The sequence below is a fragment of the Paenibacillus sp. FSL P4-0127 genome (assembly GCF_038007325.1).
Classification (GTDB): Bacteria; Bacillota; Bacilli; order Paenibacillales; family Paenibacillaceae; genus Fontibacillus; species Fontibacillus macerans.
The window spans coordinates 4642445-4661586 of sequence record NZ_JBBOWY010000001.1 but is presented as its reverse complement, the minus strand read 5'-3'; the positions used below and the strand labels follow the sequence as shown (position 1 = coordinate 4661586).

The 19142-nt window shown below is 44.4% G+C and carries 19 protein-coding genes and 1 pseudogene; 18 read left to right on the top strand and 2 right to left on the bottom strand.

Annotated features, from left to right (window positions below):
• Nucleotides 1–107 precede the first annotated feature (107 nt).
• The 3 genes and pseudogenes from NYE74_RS21075 (at nucleotide 108) to NYE74_RS21065 (ending at nucleotide 3086) form a co-directional block, all read left to right on the top strand.
• Complete coding sequence (locus tag NYE74_RS21075) at nucleotides 108–485, top strand: MerR family transcriptional regulator (RefSeq protein ID WP_155620598.1); 378 nt, start codon at nucleotides 108–110, stop codon at nucleotides 483–485.
• A gap of 282 nt (nucleotides 486–767) precedes the next feature.
• On the top strand, nucleotides 768–1511 hold the full coding sequence (locus NYE74_RS21070; RefSeq protein ID WP_155620599.1) for an SDR family oxidoreductase: 744 nt from the start codon (nucleotides 768–770) through the stop codon (nucleotides 1509–1511).
• A 376-nt stretch (nucleotides 1512–1887) separates the two neighbouring features.
• A pseudogene (locus NYE74_RS21065) lies at nucleotides 1888–3086 on the top strand (MFS transporter).
• Between the two features lie 87 nt (nucleotides 3087–3173).
• Here NYE74_RS21065 and NYE74_RS21060 read toward each other — a convergent pair.
• A complete protein-coding gene (locus tag NYE74_RS21060) occupies nucleotides 3174–3617 on the bottom strand; it encodes an Lrp/AsnC family transcriptional regulator (RefSeq protein ID WP_155620600.1) in 444 nt (147 codons plus the stop codon).
• Between the two features lie 170 nt (nucleotides 3618–3787).
• On the opposite strand from NYE74_RS21060, the gene NYE74_RS21055 reads away from it, so the two are divergent.
• From NYE74_RS21055 to NYE74_RS21040, 4 genes are all read left to right on the top strand, one after another.
• Nucleotides 3788–4954: a serine hydrolase domain-containing protein gene (locus NYE74_RS21055; RefSeq protein WP_240751716.1), complete on the top strand. Its 1167-nt coding sequence runs from the start codon at nucleotides 3788–3790 to the stop codon at nucleotides 4952–4954.
• A 280-nt stretch (nucleotides 4955–5234) separates the two neighbouring features.
• Complete coding sequence (locus NYE74_RS21050) at nucleotides 5235–5654, top strand: hypothetical protein (RefSeq protein WP_230877160.1); 420 nt, start codon at nucleotides 5235–5237, stop codon at nucleotides 5652–5654.
• Nucleotides 5655–5836: 182 nt separating this feature from the next.
• On the top strand, nucleotides 5837–5935 hold the full coding sequence (locus tag NYE74_RS21045; protein ID WP_230877161.1) for a putative holin-like toxin: 99 nt from the start codon (nucleotides 5837–5839) through the stop codon (nucleotides 5933–5935).
• Nucleotides 5936–6283: 348 nt separating this feature from the next.
• On the top strand, nucleotides 6284–6910 hold the full coding sequence (locus NYE74_RS21040; RefSeq protein ID WP_316561530.1) for a class I SAM-dependent methyltransferase: 627 nt from the start codon (nucleotides 6284–6286) through the stop codon (nucleotides 6908–6910).
• A 585-nt stretch (nucleotides 6911–7495) separates the two neighbouring features.
• Here NYE74_RS21040 and NYE74_RS21035 read toward each other — a convergent pair.
• On the bottom strand, nucleotides 7496–7723 hold the full coding sequence (locus tag NYE74_RS21035; RefSeq protein WP_155620602.1) for a hypothetical protein: 228 nt from the start codon (nucleotides 7721–7723) through the stop codon (nucleotides 7496–7498).
• Between the two features lie 1029 nt (nucleotides 7724–8752).
• Here NYE74_RS21035 and NYE74_RS21030 point away from each other — a divergent pair.
• From NYE74_RS21030 to NYE74_RS20980, 11 genes are all read left to right on the top strand, one after another.
• Nucleotides 8753–9058: a hypothetical protein gene (locus tag NYE74_RS21030; protein WP_155620603.1), complete on the top strand. Its 306-nt coding sequence runs from the start codon at nucleotides 8753–8755 to the stop codon at nucleotides 9056–9058.
• A gap of 110 nt (nucleotides 9059–9168) precedes the next feature.
• A complete protein-coding gene (locus NYE74_RS21025; protein ID WP_155620604.1) occupies nucleotides 9169–9654 on the top strand; it encodes a hypothetical protein in 486 nt (161 codons plus the stop codon).
• A 144-nt stretch (nucleotides 9655–9798) separates the two neighbouring features.
• A complete protein-coding gene (locus NYE74_RS21020) occupies nucleotides 9799–10272 on the top strand; it encodes an NUDIX domain-containing protein (protein WP_155620605.1) in 474 nt (157 codons plus the stop codon).
• 317 nt (nucleotides 10273–10589) lie between these two features.
• Complete coding sequence (locus tag NYE74_RS21015) at nucleotides 10590–11270, top strand: serine/threonine protein kinase (protein WP_155620606.1); 681 nt, start codon at nucleotides 10590–10592, stop codon at nucleotides 11268–11270.
• 40 nt (nucleotides 11271–11310) lie between these two features.
• Nucleotides 11311–11706: a DUF6979 family protein gene (locus NYE74_RS21010; protein WP_155620607.1), complete on the top strand. Its 396-nt coding sequence runs from the start codon at nucleotides 11311–11313 to the stop codon at nucleotides 11704–11706.
• A 492-nt stretch (nucleotides 11707–12198) separates the two neighbouring features.
• Nucleotides 12199–12444 (top strand): RNA polymerase sigma factor, encoded by a 246-nt coding sequence (locus tag NYE74_RS21005; RefSeq protein WP_155620608.1) that lies wholly within the window; start codon nucleotides 12199–12201, stop codon nucleotides 12442–12444.
• Between the two features lie 316 nt (nucleotides 12445–12760).
• Nucleotides 12761–13744, top strand: coding sequence for a hypothetical protein (locus tag NYE74_RS21000; protein ID WP_155620609.1), 984 nt, complete (start codon nucleotides 12761–12763; stop codon nucleotides 13742–13744).
• 612 nt (nucleotides 13745–14356) lie between these two features.
• Nucleotides 14357–15043 carry a response regulator transcription factor gene (locus NYE74_RS20995; protein ID WP_124332200.1) on the top strand — a complete coding sequence of 229 codons (687 nt, stop codon included), beginning with the start codon at nucleotides 14357–14359 and terminating at the stop codon, nucleotides 15041–15043.
• Between the two features lie 9 nt (nucleotides 15044–15052).
• A complete protein-coding gene (locus tag NYE74_RS20990) occupies nucleotides 15053–16090 on the top strand; it encodes a sensor histidine kinase (protein ID WP_124332199.1) in 1038 nt (345 codons plus the stop codon).
• 64 nt (nucleotides 16091–16154) lie between these two features.
• Nucleotides 16155–16838 (top strand): ABC transporter ATP-binding protein, encoded by a 684-nt coding sequence (locus tag NYE74_RS20985; protein ID WP_124332198.1) that lies wholly within the window; start codon nucleotides 16155–16157, stop codon nucleotides 16836–16838.
• Nucleotides 16835–19141: an ABC transporter permease gene (locus tag NYE74_RS20980; protein ID WP_036623288.1), complete on the top strand. Its 2307-nt coding sequence runs from the start codon at nucleotides 16835–16837 to the stop codon at nucleotides 19139–19141. The genes NYE74_RS20985 and NYE74_RS20980 overlap by 4 nt, the downstream gene beginning before the upstream one ends.
• Nucleotide 19142: the final 1 nt, after the last annotated feature.

Genomic DNA, 19142 nt, shown 5'->3' with positions numbered 1-19142 from the left:
GTTCAGCTCAGGCGCGAAGGGCAAGGAACATCAGTTATTAATGCCAGTAATAAGAAAATGAATAAAGGAAAAAGGTTAGAGTTTACTTTGATGACTGGAGGATAACGATGTCCACGATTAAAGAAATTTCGGAGAAAACCGGAATTACCCCATATACTCTTCGATTTTATGAACGGGAAGGAATACTGCCATGTGTCAAGCGCGATTCGAGTGGCAATCGATTGTATGACGAAGAGAGTATGGACTGGTTGAATTTTATTTTGGCGTTGCGAGCGACTGGCATGCCACTTGCCCAAATCAGGAAATATGTGGATTTATATCAAGAAGGCGAGAATACACTTAAAATACGTAAACAAATGATGCTTATGCACAAGGAAAAAGTGGAGAAGGACCTCTCGGAAACTATTAAATATTTGGAACAAATCAATTACAAGCTGGCACTTTATGACATGCAGGAAAAAGAATTGGCCAAGATGCTGCCCTAGATACCATTTTGCAACATTTCACTCTAAAGAGGAGCGCGTTTCCCGGATGGAGACGTGTCTTTTTAGGTACATATATTAGAGTAAACTCTAATATAATTTATATAATCATTTTCCATTTGCCCCCATTTATTATCCTTCATCATCTAAAACACCACGGATTTGTGGGGTTTTGCCTATGCGAATTATTTAATTATTGAGACTTGACTTATATTAAGCTCTAATTGATAACCTAGAATCAGGCCAGCGATGAGTGGCTAATAAAAGGACAAAGGGGAAGTACACATGAATACAAAAGTAGCAATCATTACAGGTGCAAGCAGCGGAATGGGAGCGGCTACGGCCAAGCTTCTCGCTCAACACAACATTAAAGTCATGCTTGCCGCTCGCCGGGAAAACCGATTGCAGCAGCTGCAAGAAGAAATCCGTAACGCTGGAGGCGAAGCCAGCTACAAGGTGACTGATGTCACTTCGCGCGCTGACGTTGAAGCGTTGGCAGCTGAAACCATTAAAGTCTATGGACAAATCGACATTTTGATTAATAATGCTGGAATAATGCCTCTTTCGTTCTTCAGAAATTTGAAAGTTGACGAATGGGAGAGAATGATCGATGTGAATATTAAGGGCGTCCTCTATGGGATGGCGGCAGTATACAAACATATGGAGGATCGTAATGAGGGACATATTATTAATTTCTCGTCCATTGCGGGACATATCATTTTCCCTTCAAGCTCTATTTATAGTGCGACCAAGCATGCTGTACGGATTTTAACAGAAGGTATGCGAACTGAATTGGGACACACGCAAAATATTCGGACGACTCTCATCTCCCCCGGCGCGGTGGAGACCGAACTGTACGATACCATAACCGATAACTCAATTTATCCGGCATTGGAGAAATTGGGCAGCCAGGAATGGAGTCAACTTGACCCAAGCGACATTGCGAGAACCATACTGTTTGCTATCCAGCAGCCGACTAACGTAACCATTAACGAACTGATTGTCCGCCCCACGTCTCAAAGCTTATAAAATTAGGGCAGGTAGTTCAAGCTTGCCCGGAAGGACTTTGCACTAAAAAACCGATTAGATTTTTGGAGACTGAGCCCCGTGGATCAAAACACCTTGCAAGTTAAGCAGTCAGTCGTCGATAATCAATTGGTGACTGGTTGTTTGATGAAATTCTCCCTAAGGAAGCTCATCAATTACGATTTTTATTAGGCGGCATCTTACGATGCTGCCTTTTTGCCTTTAAAATCACGGAATTTCTATAAGAATAAAAGTATTTTCCTCTTAATTCGCTCCATCCTCCTTTATTCATCCATGTAAAAAAATGTTTTATTTATATATGCTTATACGAAAGCCAAAGCTTTTTAAGCGGCAAAAAATAAATAAAGGAGATTTTTTCGTGAACTCAAACACTGCTCTTATAAGAAAATGCGGAGCAAATGTGCCGTCTTCCAAACGTCTTCCGTGGGTCGGGCTGCTGGCCTTAGCCATGGCGGGCTTCATCTGCATTCTTACGGAAGGCCTGCCTGCTGGATTACTGCCGCAGATTGCACAGGATCTTGGGGTCACCGAAGCTCTTGCCGGACAATTGGTCACTCTCTATGCGGTTGGATCTCTTCTGGCCGCCATTCCTTTGACAACGGCTACCCGCGGGTGGAGGCGCCGGCCGCTTCTGCTGCTGTGCATCATCGGCTTTCTTGTTTTTAACACCATCACCGCGTTATCTTCTACTTATGTGCTGACGCTTGCAGCGCGTTTCTTCGCAGGTGTCTCGGCAGGTGTTCTGTGGGGGATGACGGCCGGTTATGCGCGGCGCATGGTGCCTGATTCGCTAAAAGGAAGAGCGATGGCCGTAGCCATGGTTGGCACCCCGCTGGCATTGGCGCTGGGCGTTCCGCTGGGTACGTTTTTCGGAACATATACAGGGTGGCGTCTCATTTTCGGAGCTGTCTCACTACTGACTGCAGCCCTTATTGGCTGGGTGCTCTGGAAGGTGCCGGATTATGCCGGTGAGCCTGCCGGTGATCAGCTCCCTTTTCACAAGGTTTTCCTGATTCCCGGTGTACGGCCGATTCTGTTCGTCGTTTTGACCTGGGTACTAGCTCATAATATTTTGTACACTTATATTGCACCGTATCTTGCGGAGACCGCGTTTGCTCAGCGAGTGGATTTGGTTCTTCTTATTTTCGGAATTACCTCGGTTGTCGGCATTTGGGTGGTAGGCATGCTGATTGACCGTTTTCTAAGAATACTGGTTTTAATCAGCATCACGGGGTTTGCTTTGGCTTCTGCAGCCTTGGGGATCGGAATGGATCAGCCCGCAATCATCATTCTTGGTGTTACGGCATGGGGGCTTACGTTTGGCGGGGCAGCCACTTTACTGCAAACAGCAATAGCACAAGCTGCGGGAAAAAGTGCAGATATAGCCCAGTCGATGCTGGTTACCGCGTGGAATGTGGCAATCGGCGGAGGAGGCATTATCGGCGGGTTTCTTCTCGAGCGCTTGGAGCCGGATTCCTTCCGGGCTCATTAATCATCCTGCTGCTTCCCTCCCTGCTTGCAGTTTGGCTAGCTAAAAAGCATGGCTTTCCTTCCTAAAGGAATCCACGAGTATGTGTAACATAAGCCAAAAAATGAATCCCCTGCAAAGGCGGATTCATTTTTTGGGGATTAGAGAATTACATCTTATGCGAGCAAATTCGTTTCTCCAATGAGATTTTTATAAGCGATCGGTGAAGACATTACGATCAGAGTCGTATAGGTTCCGTATTGATCGCACCGGTTTTCAAACTCCTCCAGCTCCTGGGTCGTTTCCGTGAGGACTTTCAATAAATAATTATGCTCACCGCTTATCCGATAACATTCCGTGACCTCCGGCGATGAACGACAAAAATCCAGGAAAGGATAGCAATTCCGAGTCCGAACAAGCATATAGGCGGTGCATTGCTTACCCACTTTTTGCGAAGAAATGACGGTTCGGTATTCCTCGATAACCCCCTTTTCTTCCATGCGTTTTACACGTTCAGTTACGGCTGGCTGAGACAGTCCCACAAGCTTTCCTAAATCTGTCATTGATAATCTCGCCTGGTTCTGCAAATGGAGCAGGATGTTTTTATCGATTTCGTCCAAGGAAATCGCCCCCTTTAATTTAAAAGTTATTTCTTTTAAATACCTTTAGAATCATCGGAAATTTCTTTATCTAACTTGTTTGTTTTATGTAAGGAAGCAGAAATTATTTATATAATAAACACACTTGCTATAAATAATCAAGTAAATTACAGCAGGAGAGGATGAGGAACATGAGAAATATAGATCTGGAATTGCTGCATAAAAGCGTCAATGAGGTAATTGACCGCACACTTGAGGAAAAAAGGATCGTGGGTACCGTCGTCCAAATTGCATTAGGCGGAAGCCTCGTTTACAGCAGGCCTGCTGGTTGGGCCGACCGCGAGCAGAAACGGCCGATGCAGGAAAATGCTTTGTTTAGATATGCTTCGGTAACCAAGCCGATCGTGTCAACGGCAGCCTTAGTATTAATTTCGCAAGGGAGATTGCAGTTAAACGATCTGGTGGAAAAATGGTTGCCCGCCTTTCGTCCCAAACTGCCAAACGGACAGTATGCCTCCATGACCGTTCACCATCTGATGACGCATACCGCCGGCTTAACCTACCGTTTCTTCCAGGAAGAAAAGGGAACTTATGAGCTTGCCGGGGTATCGGACGGCATGGATCTGGCGGGAATTACACTTGAAGAGAATCTGCAAAGACTCGCTTCTGTCCCGCTTTTATATGAGCCGGGGAAAATGTGGAGGTATTCCATAGCAACAGACGTGCTCGGAGCGGTCATCGAAAAGGTTACCGGAATGCCGCTAAGTGAAGCTGTTCGGGTGCTTGTAACTCATCCGCTTTCCATGATGGACACGGATTTCAAGGCCGTAGACACGGACCGATTGACTGCGGCTTACGCCGACAGCGTTGGAGAGCCCCGGCGCTTGCACGATTTTGATACCGTTCCCTTCGTGGAGGAGACGGCAGGATTCCTCCTTTCACCCAACAGGTTTACCGATAAGACAGCTTATCCTTCCGGGGGAGCCGGCATGATTGGCAGCGCAGGAGACTTTCTTAAACTGCTGGAAGCTTTGCGCCAGGGAGGAAATCCGATTTTGCCGGAGGCTCTTGTCACGGAAATGACAACCAATCAAATTGGTAACCTTGTGATGCCCTATTGGCCGGGGAGAGGCTTTGGGCTTGGTTTTACGTTGCTTAAAGACCCAGCGGATGCCAATACACCGGAATCAATGGGAACTTGGCGGATGGGCGGCACCTATGGTCACTCCTGGTTTGTTGATCCGAGTGAGGAGCTTAGTGTTGTAGCGTTCACCAATACGGCGCTTGAAGGAATGTCAGGCAGGTTTACAACGGAGCTGTGCGAATCTGTCTACAAGGGTATTCGAGGAGTTCAGTAAAGAGTAAGGACGTTGTCTTGAACAAATATTCGGAGTATGCAGACCCTGGATGGATGTCAGATTACATTAACTAAGTAATTTGAGATGAAAATTTACTATGCAATACAATTCGGCGTTCAGCTAAACGGAAAACGAGTTCAATAAACCAGCATTCCAGAATCGTGCTATGATTATTTCAGGTTATTATCTGTAGCGAGCCGTCAAACGCTTTTATAAGGTTTGACGGTTTTTCGATGATATCATAATTGTACGGTTCTTAAAAATTTAATGGAGGGAAAATATGACGAGAATGAACATCACTGGTATATGTCTTTTATTCACCTTACTGTTATCCGCATGTAACAATCATCAAACTGCATCAGTACAATATCAAGTCATGGACGAGAAGGCCGAGATTTTGGAAGTATCCACGGATTTACAGCAGAATGCCGGTTGGTGGATTGTCCCGGAAGATGTGAATACGCTGACCATTAATGTGAAGGCTAAAAATATCGATACCGTTCTATTTTGGATTACTCCGACAGGTACGGAAACTTTGGGGGAAAGAGAGCTCATTGGGTACGACACAGATGGAAGTGACGGCTGGTCTTTAACATGGAACTTTGGCAACCGGACTTTTCACGATCGCATTACTGTTCAAGCCTTAGGCAGCGATGGTACAACTCAAGATAATGAGACCATTAAGGTGACTTCAGAATGAAAAAGTATATCATGTTTTGAGAAATATGAGATTACGGAACGGCCTGCTTGAAGAAGAAAAGGATTAACCATTTCTAATCTCGAATTGATTTACACTCACGTCGCTTGGGGCAATATGGTAGAATGAGGAAGCACAATTGAATCTTGGGTGGGCATGGTTTCCCTTCGAGAGGAGGTGAGACCATGGAGTTGAAAGAAGCAATTACTATAATGATTCTGTTTGCAACATTTGTTGTGGCTCTTCTTTTAACATACATCGGGAATAACTACAAGAGGAAGTAAAAAAACCACCCTAAGGTTTACCGGCCGTAGGTGGGTTTTATCACTTTATTGACTTAAGAGGGTAACCCCATCCAAGCCAATTGTATAGGCGAGTGTTAGCCGCACTCGGTTTTCTTATACAAATGATACCATATCTAAAGGTTAATGAAAACCAGGAATAGCAATAAAAGACTTGTACAAAGAGCATTCACAAGGCGGGTCTGCCAGCTCACGGCCAGCAGAGTATGCGGATTCAGCGTACAACCCCTTCGGAGGTCGTGAATGTAAGAAGCCTTACCTGAAATTGCTTAAAGTACATAAAAAATCATCTCAAGGACGATCAAAATAAATTAATTAAGGGTGATCGATGTGGAAGATTATTGGGAGAAGAGGTATCGAGATGAAGGTATGATATGGGGGAGGGAACCAAGCCCCACAGCATACCATGCTCTCGATATATTTAGGAAACAAAATGTTAAAACTCTTTTAGTTCCTGGGTCAGGCTACGGAAGAAACACAAAAGCTTTTTCCTCGATTTTTCAAGTAGATGGAATTGAATTATCGAATGATGCGATTCAAATTGCATTAAATTGGGATCAGAACACAAATTTTATTCAAGGATCTATTTTGAGTGATTTAGAAGTTAGCAAGAAATATGATGCAATCTATTGCTTTGATTTATTACATCTATTTTTACAGCAAGATCGAAATAAATTAATACAGAACTGCATGAAGCAAATGAACCATCCAGGACTAATGTACTTTACTTGTTTCTCGGATGAAGACCAAAATAATGGGATAGGTAGACAATTGGAAGAAGGTACCTACGAATATAAGACTAATAAATATGCACATTTCTTTAGTGAAGAGGATTTACGGAGACATTTTGTAGAGTTTGATATTATTGAAACAGGATCAACAATAGAGACATTATGTTACAAAGATAACCAAATAAAGGAGTACGCGTTAAGGTATATTATTGTAAAGACGAGTTAGTTTTTTGAACAAAGACGTTAGCCGGAATTCAATTAGAGGTGAGAAGATGAATAAAACATTCATTGAGAATAGACTGAAAAATGCATTAAAAAGACTTTACTATTTTGATCATGTAATTATCTCTAACAATTCCCATGAAAGATCGATAATTCAGTCTATCCTGATATTGTAGTTCATCGAAGAAATTTTGCCGAAAATTTATTAGTTGTTGAAGTTAAAAAGCGATCCAGAAAATAACCCCAATTATGGATATAAAGTTATATCAAGAGATGAATGGTTAACTCAAGGGGAATTGAACTTCGGATAACAATATATTTACGCTGCGGGAAAAGATGCTATGCACTGGCAATACAGAGATGGCGAATACATATTACCCATTTGTTTGGATCAGACATCAATTCCGAGAATTACGGACAGATATGGTTACTTGGAAGCTAAAGATTAAATTCCTGTTCAATTGGCTGAGGTGATCATTAAGAAGTTAAATGAGGTCTAAACTGAATATTGATAGAGGCTAGCATTTTCTAATGGTCTGATAAAATAATTCTTGAGTAAAAGGGGCGCGGGAGAATTCGCGTCCCTTTTTTAATCACAACTAAGTGTTGCAGGATGCATTTCCATCTGGTGCAGGTCAATAATCATATTGCCGCTCTTCAAAACATCCAACCCAATAAGGCCATTGATTTGATCGATATCCTCATGAAAAACACCAAAATCAATATGGGCATTGTTCATAATGTAATCACCTAATTGAACTTGATCGATAAGCTTCCGGAAAGAGTACTCGCCTCCGCCGATTCCAATACTGTGCACAAGCTTGTCTCCATTTTCAAAGTGAATCCCGATTTGTGCCGCAATATCGGAAGAGAGGAGAGAATGGGCAGTCCGGTATCAATGACTAAATGATCGACAGTTAGAGAGCGTCCTTTATAGCGAATCGTCATAGAGGTCTGCAGCAGGTTATCGATATATTCGATCAGCATGTTATCGGCCTCTATAGAATGGAGGTTTTCTCAGCTCGATAGTAATTTTCTCTTGGCCCGTATGGTAAACGATGTTGTTATCTTTGCATTTTAAGAGCTCTTTGGTTGCCTCAGAAGGGTCTTGAATGGCTCGAACAATAGCGACATCTTTAACGTATTGTATGTTATCTTCAGTCTGAGAATCGAGAATTTCAAGCAGAACATATTGATCGGGAAAGATCGTACGGACCTCTTGCCACTGCATTTAAAATTCACCCCGTTCTTTGTATTTCATTTATAAAAATTATATCATGTTTTGAGAAATAGGAGATATTGGGACGCCTCGTTTAAGAAAAAACAGGATTAACCATTTCTAATTTCGAATTGATAGCACACCCTCGTCGCCTACCCCAAAAACATAAGCCATGGACCGAATTATAAAAAGGCCATCATCGGCAAAAAGGGATTAGGGGACACTGCGTCTAATATAGCTTTATGGAAGATTATATGAACGCAGAGATTCACTCGATTCGGGGCTTGGGGGATTTCGTGGAAAGAACCTTATATGAAAGGGATGCATATGAATCGTACAGATCACATAGGAAGCAATAATGCTCTATCTGTTTTCACATATATATTTGTACAGCTCATTGGAGATGCAATTTTTTTATAACGATTATACATAAACTATAGGCGAGAGGTTAAGTAGCTCAGTCATCAAACGACCCAGTCCAAGATAAGCAAACTGGGGCTGGTTCGTTTCGTGAATACCATAACGTAATGTAAATTGCTGAAAACCAAGGAGAAAAAATGAAAATAAAAAATCTGGACTGATTTTAATGGACCCAATCCTAATAGACTGAGAATATCAAAAGCGGAAATGGATTATTTTAAACTCTCTGAGGGAGAAGAAGTAATCATATATACAGAAGATATTCAAGTAAATGCAAGAATCATGTTTGATGAAGGACTAGATTCATGGTGCGGGGAAATCATATCTGAAGTAATAACGATCCCAAAAGAAATTGAGGAAGCTCGAGAAGATGGATTTATTAATGGAAAGTTATTTGGAAGTTGGACTGAAAGAGGTAACCTGATAAGAAAAATGAGACATCTAAAAATGGATCCAAAAAAAATAGAAGAAATAACGGGAGTTCCCCGTTTTGAAATAATCAGAAAATATTAAATGTTTAGCATTTCAAAGAAGTCAGCAACTTCACATAACACCATATATTCACGTATTGGGTTATCTGAAAACAATGCAATATTAAAAACGCTGAACTGTGAGGATATGCTTTGAAGAAATATAGAGGATTAAGAAGAAGGTATAAGCTTATAGGAAGAAAACTTGATGATTTTGTTCTTTATCTTGATGATGATTCTTGGTATAGCTTTTTCCATATACATTTAGATTGGAAAGGAATTACTGACTATAGTGCTAAAAATAGAAGGAGTCATATTAAATGGTACCTTCATTTTTTAGATAAGATCGAGATTCTTACAAAGGACAAAAGTAAACTATTTCAAACATGGATTATTCTTGATTCAGGATTTGGTTCTGCAGATGCAATATATTTTCATACGGAAAATCCACATAGTGAATTTCCAATTAAGTTTAATGACTTTGAATGGGACGCCCAGGAGAATGAGTTATTAAAAGGGCTAATTGATTGGGATAAATATGATTTGGGAAGATGTTATTATAAGAATGAATACTACAGTTATTGCATACAGAAGAAAGGGCTAGGAATATCCTTAATAAGATACGAAGATGGAAGATAATTGCAGGATACCGCACTTTGGTTGTCAGGTGTATAATCATGGAAGAAGCTCAGACAACAAATGACCCAGCCTAGGATAGAAGCTATCTAAGGTTGGGTTGTTTCGTGAATATACGACATAATTGAGGATGAAGGAGGCGTTTACATGGGGATGTCAGAATATTATAAAAACCTTCGAGAGAAAATTGGAAATCAACTTATCTTAATGCCGTGTGTAGCTGGCATTATTAGAAATGAACAAGGTGAGATCCTTTTCGGAAGAAAACACAATGAAGAGAACTGGGGCTTAATTGCTGGCGCAATTGAGCTTGGAGAGACTCCTGCTCAAGCTATGGTCAGAGAAGCATCAGAAGAGACAGGGCTTGATATTGAACCGGAGCGAATCATAGGAGTATATGGCGGGGAAGAACAAAGATTTACTTATGGTAACGGTCACCAAGTCGAATACTTAGCTATTGTATTTGAATGCAGGATTAAGGATGGACAGTTAAACTCAGATAATGAAGAGATGAAGGAACTCAAGTTCTTTCCCGAAGACCAAATACCACTGATCGCAAACAAGTACCCAGATTACATATTCAGTTCAAGTCAAGAAGAAAGAGCGCATTTTGTAAGGTGATTTGGCGAAGTCCCCCAGCACAGAGTTATAATAAAGAAAGAAATCAAATTAGAGAAAGATTTAAAAGAAAGGATGGTTGATGATTTTTCGCCTAACTCATTTTAAGAAGCAAAGCATATGTTATTTGAGCACCATCAATTTGCATTCCCGGAAGGCGAATCGAGTGAGCTTTGAGAATAGATACTCGGTTAACCTTATCGCGGCCCTCTCCTGGCAAAGCCTTTAATCGGTGGGACGTCGTGAACACAGTAACGTTATATGCGATCACTCATTAAACAAAAAAATGGTTCCTGGCGAAACCAAAGGGGTGGGTGGCCATGAATTCGGATTGGAAACGGGCGGAGGAGGCATTAAGGCTTGTCGTACTGGAAGGTCATGAAAACAATAAGCCAGTTTCCGTTATTCGGTTTCCGGAAAATTTGCGCTGCATCGGCGTCGGTACGGATGCTGCCGTTTTTTATGATCCGGCCGCGCCTGATTACGCTTATAAAGTGTATGCCGCTCAGGCTTTAGAAAAAAAGGATGTCGAGGCAGGGATTTATGATCGGTTAAAAGGGTCGCATTATTTTCCGCAATGTTATGGTGTTGGTCCTAACTATTTGGTTTTAAGTTTAGAACAAGGTATGACGTTGTACGACTGTCTTCTGCACGGTGTGCCGGTTCCCGAGCAAGCCATCCAGGACGTGGAGGAAGCCCGGCGGTTCGTGCGAAGTCAAGGGCTGAACCCAAGGGATATTCATCTTAAGAATGTTCTCCTGCAAGAGGGAAGGGGAAAGGTCCTTGATGTTTCGGAATATATCAAAGAGGGCAACGACAACAGGTGGGAGCACCTGGTCTGGGCGTATCAGCACGTTTATCCGCTCATTAGCGGGGTAAAGGTTCCATTATGGATGCTGGAAACTGTAACCAACTGGTATAACCGGATCGATACGGCCGCCTTCAGCATTGAAGAGTTCGCTAAGCGAGTGAGTGGGTTATTCTTTGGTGAGCGCAAATAAAACAGGGTTTATAAACGAAGTAAACTCAGGGAGGATTAGTATGAGTAAGTATGGGCAAGCAGCAGTAAAAGCAGCGGAGCTACTTAATCGAGGAGTGACTAATTCACCGGCTAAGGCTTGGGATATAGCAACATCCGAATTGTTTGGTGCAGGAACTTGGGGACAGAAGAAGGGGTGTCCAAAGAATGCTTTTCTAGGTTTATGTGAAGAAGGCTACATCAAGGGGGTTTCTAAAGCTCTTTATAATACAAAAAGAAACTCCAAAAACAAAAATTATGCAATCAAGGCGACAGAGTTAATAAAGGCCCAACCGGATCTATTAGAAGATCTTAAAGAACTATGGAATAAGGCCACAAATGGCAGGGGAATGTCACATAATCACCAAATGGATGTTGTGAAAGCACTTTATATGAAGAAATACATAAATGAACCCTGATGATTCTGCTGATTGAATTATTTAATAATTGGGAAATGCAATGAAGGCAACAGGAGGAATAGGCATTGGTTCGTGGTTATTAGCGGGAATATTCTCGGGAGCTATAATAGTATTGAATCAACTGAAGATAAGAGGGTTAGGAACAAGTATTCAATAACATGGGGATGTCAGAATATTAGTAAAATCTTCGAGAGAAGATCGGAAACCAACTTATCTTATCTTTATGCCGTGTGTAGTCGGCATTATTACAAATAGATATCATTAATGCTCCGTAACTCCCGTTGAGTTTTGGGGCATTTTTTATTTTAGGAGTGATGGCGCCAGTATCTAATAGTGTCATATTCACGCTGCGGGGTTATCTCGAAATATAGTGGTGTCCTTTGCCACGGGTTAAGTTCAGGGTTATGGGCCCACCATGCACCAAATAGATGAACCAATTATCTTGGTTATGACAATATGTAGATGAATGGCCATTTGGGAAGGAGAAGGTAATTGGATACTGATGAGTTGATCGAGCTCGTGAGGCTGCACGGCAAGTCGATTTACGGTTTTTGCTACAAGTTGACGGGAAACAAAGAGGATACAGACGATTTGTATCAGGAAACTTTTCTTAAGGCCGTGAAGCTGCGGCCCAAGATGGATGCGTCCCGTAATCCCAAAGCTTTTCTCATATCGATTGCAATTCGGCTGCACGATCGCCGGGCATTTGGGCGATCGGCTGTTAGCGGATGCGTTTGAAAGCAAAGAGGCTATTTCAATCAACCAATCCAAAGCTTCCGGAGACTATTATTTTACGTTGCACGGCCTCGTTTCGGGAGCAGGGCTTAGTGAATTCAGACATTCTTCGGAGGACATTTCCCCTGACAGGACCTATGCGGTTGTATCTATAAACTGTAAGACTACTTGCACCCCAAACAGACTTATCATATGTATCACCCTATACGAAATACTCTTATCTAGATGATGCAAAACAGCAGTAGAATTAAACAAGAAATTAGGTTGGGCAGATAAATCAAATCAGGCTGAGGCTATCGTTGCGTTTCTCGAGGAAGCTTTGGGAGCCGATTCATCAGATAACCCGTCTAAATCCCCTGCTACTATGGGACAAACAGTGACTGTTGATGCTACATTAAGCTCCAACAATAAAAAATCAATAGGCATCACGGTGGAAAAAGTTTTAAGAGGGGATCAGGCATGGAGAAAGGTTGCCGAAGCAAGATACTACAATTCCCGTCCGACTGATGGTAATGAATATATTGTAGTATTGGTTCGGATTGATTTGGATCACGATTCCCAAAATTATATTCCGTCAGAAGATGATTTCAATTTGGTCAATGCTGAAGGAGACAGATATTTACGACCGATATTATACTCAAGTCCTTTGCCGCATTTCGATATTTTTATAGATAATAAAAAAGATACTTCCAGTTGGCTTGTGTACACTGTACCTAAAAATGTAGCAACGGATAAATTGTTTTTAGCCTATAAAGGAAAAGATTCGAAGAATCTGGCCTATTTCCAACTGCAGGTTACTCCTGAAAGCGAAAAAACAGTAGATCTCAGTCACCTGCAACTTCCTTCAAATATTAGCTCTATGCCGGATGAAACTGAACTGAGCATGCTTTTGGAACAAAATTTCAGTAGATTGTACAATACATCTCAAGGCGATATGACTTTCGAATTTAAAATTATACGCAATGAGAAAACTATATTTCCCTATGATTATAGGGTCCACACATTATTTGATTATTCAAAATATGTTGATTTAAAGCAGGGGAACTCAATTACTGAGGAACAGCGAGCATTAATCTTTCAGCAGCTGAAAGATCATCAGGAAAAAATAGGAATGACCTTGACTGCACTCTATCCTGGCGTTAAGTTTACTGGGTCTTATTACGATTCATGGTATAAGTATCCTTATCTAAAGGTAGGTCATGAATCGTTCAATCTAAATGAATGGAGCAATTATGATGAGTCGTCTGTAGACACGAATTCTTACCAGACGGTAAAACCTTCATTTTTCAGATGGAAAAATTAATAACTTAACGAGTTCATGCTGCGAAGAAGGTAGGGGGAGAGCCCAGGGAACTTACCGAAGGGTTCAAGTATCCGGTTGGCGACTATGCGATTAAAGATTTCCTCGGGCTTAAGCAGCCAGGCGTAACACCTCACTGGTCCCTGGACGGGAAATCGATCTTAATGAATGTCAGTGCAAATGGGGCGGTTCACCTCTGGCGTTTTTCCGTTCCGGATGGGCAGGGGAAACAACTCACACACGGTGAACTGGTTATCTATAACCTTAGTTTCAGTTTAGGCGCCCGCAGGGCAGCCATGGCGCAGTTGCCGGGTGATCACATCGGCAACGGTTTGAATTTCGGTTCCTTCCGGTAATTGATTTGCTGGGGCAACTTCCGTAAATATACTCACTTTGCTTACAGCTCCTTAACTTTTTTTAGTATGGATGCGAAGCCTGTTTATTATGAACAAGTTTGGATGGATTTTCTGGAGATCGAACACGCGTAAAATATTGAAGTTTGATGGACCACTGCACGTACAGTGCCCATCTTTCTTTTCAACGAAGTGCTTGAATTTTCCAACAATCTCGAATCATAATAGGATATTCCTAAGATAGACAAGGGGAAGTGAAAAAATGAACAAGCTGCTGCTGCTTGAAGATGATTTAAGCCTGATTGACGGGCTTTCGTATTCGTTGAACAAGCAAGGGTATGATTTGGATATTGCCCGGACGGTCAAGGAGGCGGAGGTTCTTTTTGCGGACGGAAGATATGATTTGCTGATATTGGATGTGACCTTGCCGGATGGTTCCGGGTTTGAGGTTTGCCGGAAGGTCCGGCAGGTTTCGAAGGTCCCGATTGTCTTTCTAACGGCTTCTGACGAGGAAGTGAACATGGTTATGGGGCTGGATATGGGTGGCGACGATTATATCACCAAGCCGTTTAAATTGGGCGTGCTTGTGTCCAGAATCAATGCTGTGCTGCGGAGGGCGAAGGATTTTGCAGCGGCGGATGCGGAAATAGCGTCGAATGGCATCAAGGTATTGCTGCTGCAGGGACAAGCTTATAAGGACGAGATGCTACTACCGTTGACGGCTGCGGAGTATAAGCTGCTTTGCTTGCTTATGAGTCACCCGAATCAAATTCTTTCCAAAGAAATGATCCTGGACAAGCTGTGGGATGGGCATGGCAACTATGTCGATGACAACACTCTGGCGGTTTATATTCGCAGACTGCGGATGAAGATCGAGGAGGACCCCAATCATCCGCAAATCCTGTTGACGGTCAGAGGTATGGGATATAAGTGGAAGGTGACGAATTGAGGTGGGACGATGCGCATTTTTACCAACCAAGATATTAAAAAGCTGTTTATTTCATTAGCCTGTATCTTGTTTTCGTTTATGGGTTTGTCCCAGCTGTTGATCTGGCCGTCCAGCGGCTCTCTTCATCTGGGCCTTTTCTTGCTCTCGCTGTTGATCGCCGCAGGTGTATTGGCTAGCTGCTTCTTGTATTTTAGAAGACAGGACCGCTTGATGGAGGAGGCCATCTCTAAAATCTCCCGTTTCCTAACGGGCCATACCCATGCACGGATCGAATGCGACAGCGAAGGAAGCCTGTATAAGCTGTTTCACGCGGTGAACACGCTGGCTACGACACTGGACGCGCATGCCGCCAAGGAGCAGAAGACCAAAGAGTTTTTGAAAGACACAATCTCGGATATTTCCCACCAGTTAAAAACGCCCCTTGCCGCCCTCAACATCTACAACGGACTTTTACAGGACGATAGCGAGGATCCGGCCGCCATACGCGAATTTGCGATCAAGTCGGAACGGGAAATCGACCGGATTGAAACGCTGGTCCAGAGCCTTTTGAAGATTACCAAATGGGATGCCGGTTCGATTCAGATTGAAAAGTCCCCCGAAAATATCGCCGATATGCTGAATGACCTCCGGCTGCATTTTGAAACACGCGTCAATCTGGAGCGGAAGACCGTGACCTTGTCGGGGCCGCCGCAGGCCGAGCTGGTTTGTGACCGGGGCTGGATCTTGGAAGCCGTAAGCAATGTGGTGAAAAACGCCCTCGACCATACGGAAGCAGGCGGTCATATCACCATCGAGTGGAACGAGTTGCCTTCAATGACGCAAATCACGGTCAAAGATAACGGAAGCGGCATCCACCCGGAAGATATCCACCATATTTTCAAGCGGTTTTATCGCAGCCGTTTTTCCAAAAATACGCAAGGCATCGGCCTGGGCCTGCCGCTGACCAAGGCTATTGTTGAAGCGCATGACGGCACCATCACAGTGGCTAGTGCTTTTGGGAATGGCGCCGCTTTTGAGATGAGTTTTCTCAACCTTACGAAACCGTAAGCCGGAATTCATGGGAGCGTAAGCCGCGGATAGTAAACTCCGTGATAGAAAGGAGTGAGCGAATTTGAATTTGCTTGAAGTGAATTCCGTATGCAAAACCTATGGAACCGGCGAAACGGCCGTGAACGCTTTGAAAAATGTAAGTTTTACCGTGCCCAAAGGCGAGTTTGTTGCGGTTGTCGGGGAGTCCGGTTCCGGAAAGAGTACGCTGCTGAACATGATCGGGGCCCTGGATACGCCCTCGTCCGGCACGGTATGGATCGACGGCAACGATATTTTTCGTATGCAGGACGAAAAACTGACCATTTTCCGCCGCAGGAATATCGGCTTTATCTTTCAGGCGTTTAACCTGATCCCGGAACTGAATGTGGAGCAGAATATCACCTTTCCCTTGCTGCTCGATTATAAAAAACCGGATCAAGCGTATGTGGAGGAAATCCTGGCCGTTTTGTCCTTAACGGACCGGCGCAAGCATCTGCCCCGCCAGTTATCCGGCGGCCAGCAACAGCGCGTGGCGATCGGCCGCGCCTTGGTTACCCGCCCCATGCTGATCCTCGCGGACGAACCTACCGGCAATTTGGACAGCAAAAACAGCAGCGAAGTCATTTCCCTGCTAAAAACGGCGTCCAAACGCTATCAGCAGACGATTATCATGATTACGCATAACCGGAGCATGGCTGCGACGGCGGATCGGGTGCTGCAAGTGTCGGACGGCGTGCTTACCGATTTAGGGGTGTATGCCGAATGAAAAGCTATCTGGGGCTGGTTGCGGAATATGCCAAAGCCCATAAGCAGAAAAACCGGCTTACCGTGGTTTGCATCGCCATCTCGGTGATGTTGGTCGCGGCCGTCTTCGGGATGGCCGACATGAGCGTGAAAGCGCAAATCAACGAGAACATCCGGCAAAAAGGGAATTACCACGCCGCGATTACGGGGATATCGGACAGCACCGCCGGGCAAATCGCAAACCGGAACGATGTGAAAGTAGCGGGTTGGATCGGGATGGCCGAGGATACGGTTTTTCAAGGAAAAAGGCTGTCTATTCTTGGGGGTGAACAGGATATCGCCGAACAGATGAATCTGGTCGTGCAAGAGGGAGCTTATCCGGCTTCCGAACGGGAGGCTCTGCTGGACCGGCCGGCCCTTGAGCAATTCGGTCTGTCCATTGGGGATACGATAGATATTGCTTTGAGCGACGGGCAGAAGCGGGAATATAAGATTACCGGGACGTACAACAATTTCTCCAGTTTGAAAGGGACGGACTCCCACGGCCTGTATCTGTCAACTAAGGGGATTCGTGCGCTTCCACCGTCCAAGGAGTACTATTTTATCCAGTTTAAAAGCAATGTGAACATTAACCGGGCGCTATCCGAGATCAAAGCGGAGTATGGCCTGGGCGATCAACAGGTCTCCACGAACCTGATCCTGCTTGGCTTGCTGGGACAAAGCGACGACAGTGCGATGATCGATCTCTACCTTACGGCAGGAATTCTTTTTGTTCTGATTACGATGGCCGCTACGTTTATGATCGCCAGCAGCTTTAACATGAGCGTGCTGGAACGGACGCAATTTTTCGGCCTGCTGCGTTGTCTTGGCGCCACGAAAAAGCAAATCAAACGGTATATCCGGCGAGAGGGTCTGCTGTATTGCCTAAAAGGGATTCCGATCGGGCTATTGGCCGGTTGCTGCGTGATGTGGGCGGCGGTTTTATCCCTGAATGCCTTGAATTATAAGTACTTGCCGGAAATGCCGGTGTTTCAAGTCAGTTGGCCCGCTATGACTGCCGGTACGGCGATCGGGTTTTTAGTGGTCATGCTCGCTTCCAGGTCGCCCGCCCAAAAGGCGGCGCAGGTATCTCCGCAAGCGGCCGTAACCGGGAATATCAATCATGCGAATCATCAACCCGTCAACCGAGCGGCGAACACCAAATGGTTTCGCGTGGATACGGCGATGGGGTTCCAGCACGCTTTTTCCAATAAAAAGAGTATGGTGCTGATATCGGGTTCTTTTGCGCTAAGTATCGTTCTGTTCTTGTGTTTCTCGGTTTTGATCGCCTTCATGGGTCATGCTTTACGGCCTTTGAAGCCTTACGCGCCTGATCTTTCCATTGTGGGCGTGAAGGATTCCATCTTGCTTGACCGTACCCTGATGGAAGAAGTCAAGGCGCTTCCGCATATCAAAAATATATATGGACGGATGGTGTACCGTGATATTCCGCCTAGCCAGAAGCAGGGCGACAATACGGCCACGTTGATTTCGTATGACGACCCGCAATTTAAATGGGCAGAAGACAAGCTGATTTCCGGCAGCAGGGGTGAGGTGCAAAACGGCAACGGGGTGTTCGTCAGTTACTCGGAAGAGTTGAAATGGAAGGTAGGGGACACGATCACCCTTCAGCTGCCCAGTGGAGCTTATGAGGTGCAGGTTGCCGGGATCCTCTCCGACACGCCGTTTGTGGCAGCGAAAGGCGAATCGATGATCATTTGCTCCGAAGCTACCTTTACTGCGCTGACCGGCATCTCGGACTACACCATTATCGATATGCAGGTCGATGCAGATATTTCCGAGCAGGTCAGAAGCCTGATCACGCCGCAAATGCGGCTGCTCGATAAGCAGCAGGCCAACCGCGAAACCCGCGCGGCCTATTACGCCATGGCGGTATTCGTTTACGGATTCTTGATAGTGATTGCGCTGGTTGCGCTGATTAACATCCTGAATACGGTAAACGCCAGCGTTTCCAGCCGCATGGCCAACTATGGCGTGATGCGTGCGGTAGGTATGTCCGGCAAGCAGCTGAAAAGGATGGTTGCGGCCGAATCCGCCGCTTATGCGATATCGGGCAGTCTGACAGGCGGTGTTTTGGGATTGCTGCTGCATCGTTTCTTTTTCGGGCTGATGATCACCTCCAACTGGGGCGATCCTTGGCAGCCGCCAATCACGGTTTTGGCGGTCACCATTTTAGCGGCAACTCTTACGACGTTTGCGGCGGTGATCTCACCGGCCAAAAAAGTGAAAAAAACGAGCATCGTCAATGTGGTAAATGCGCAGTGAA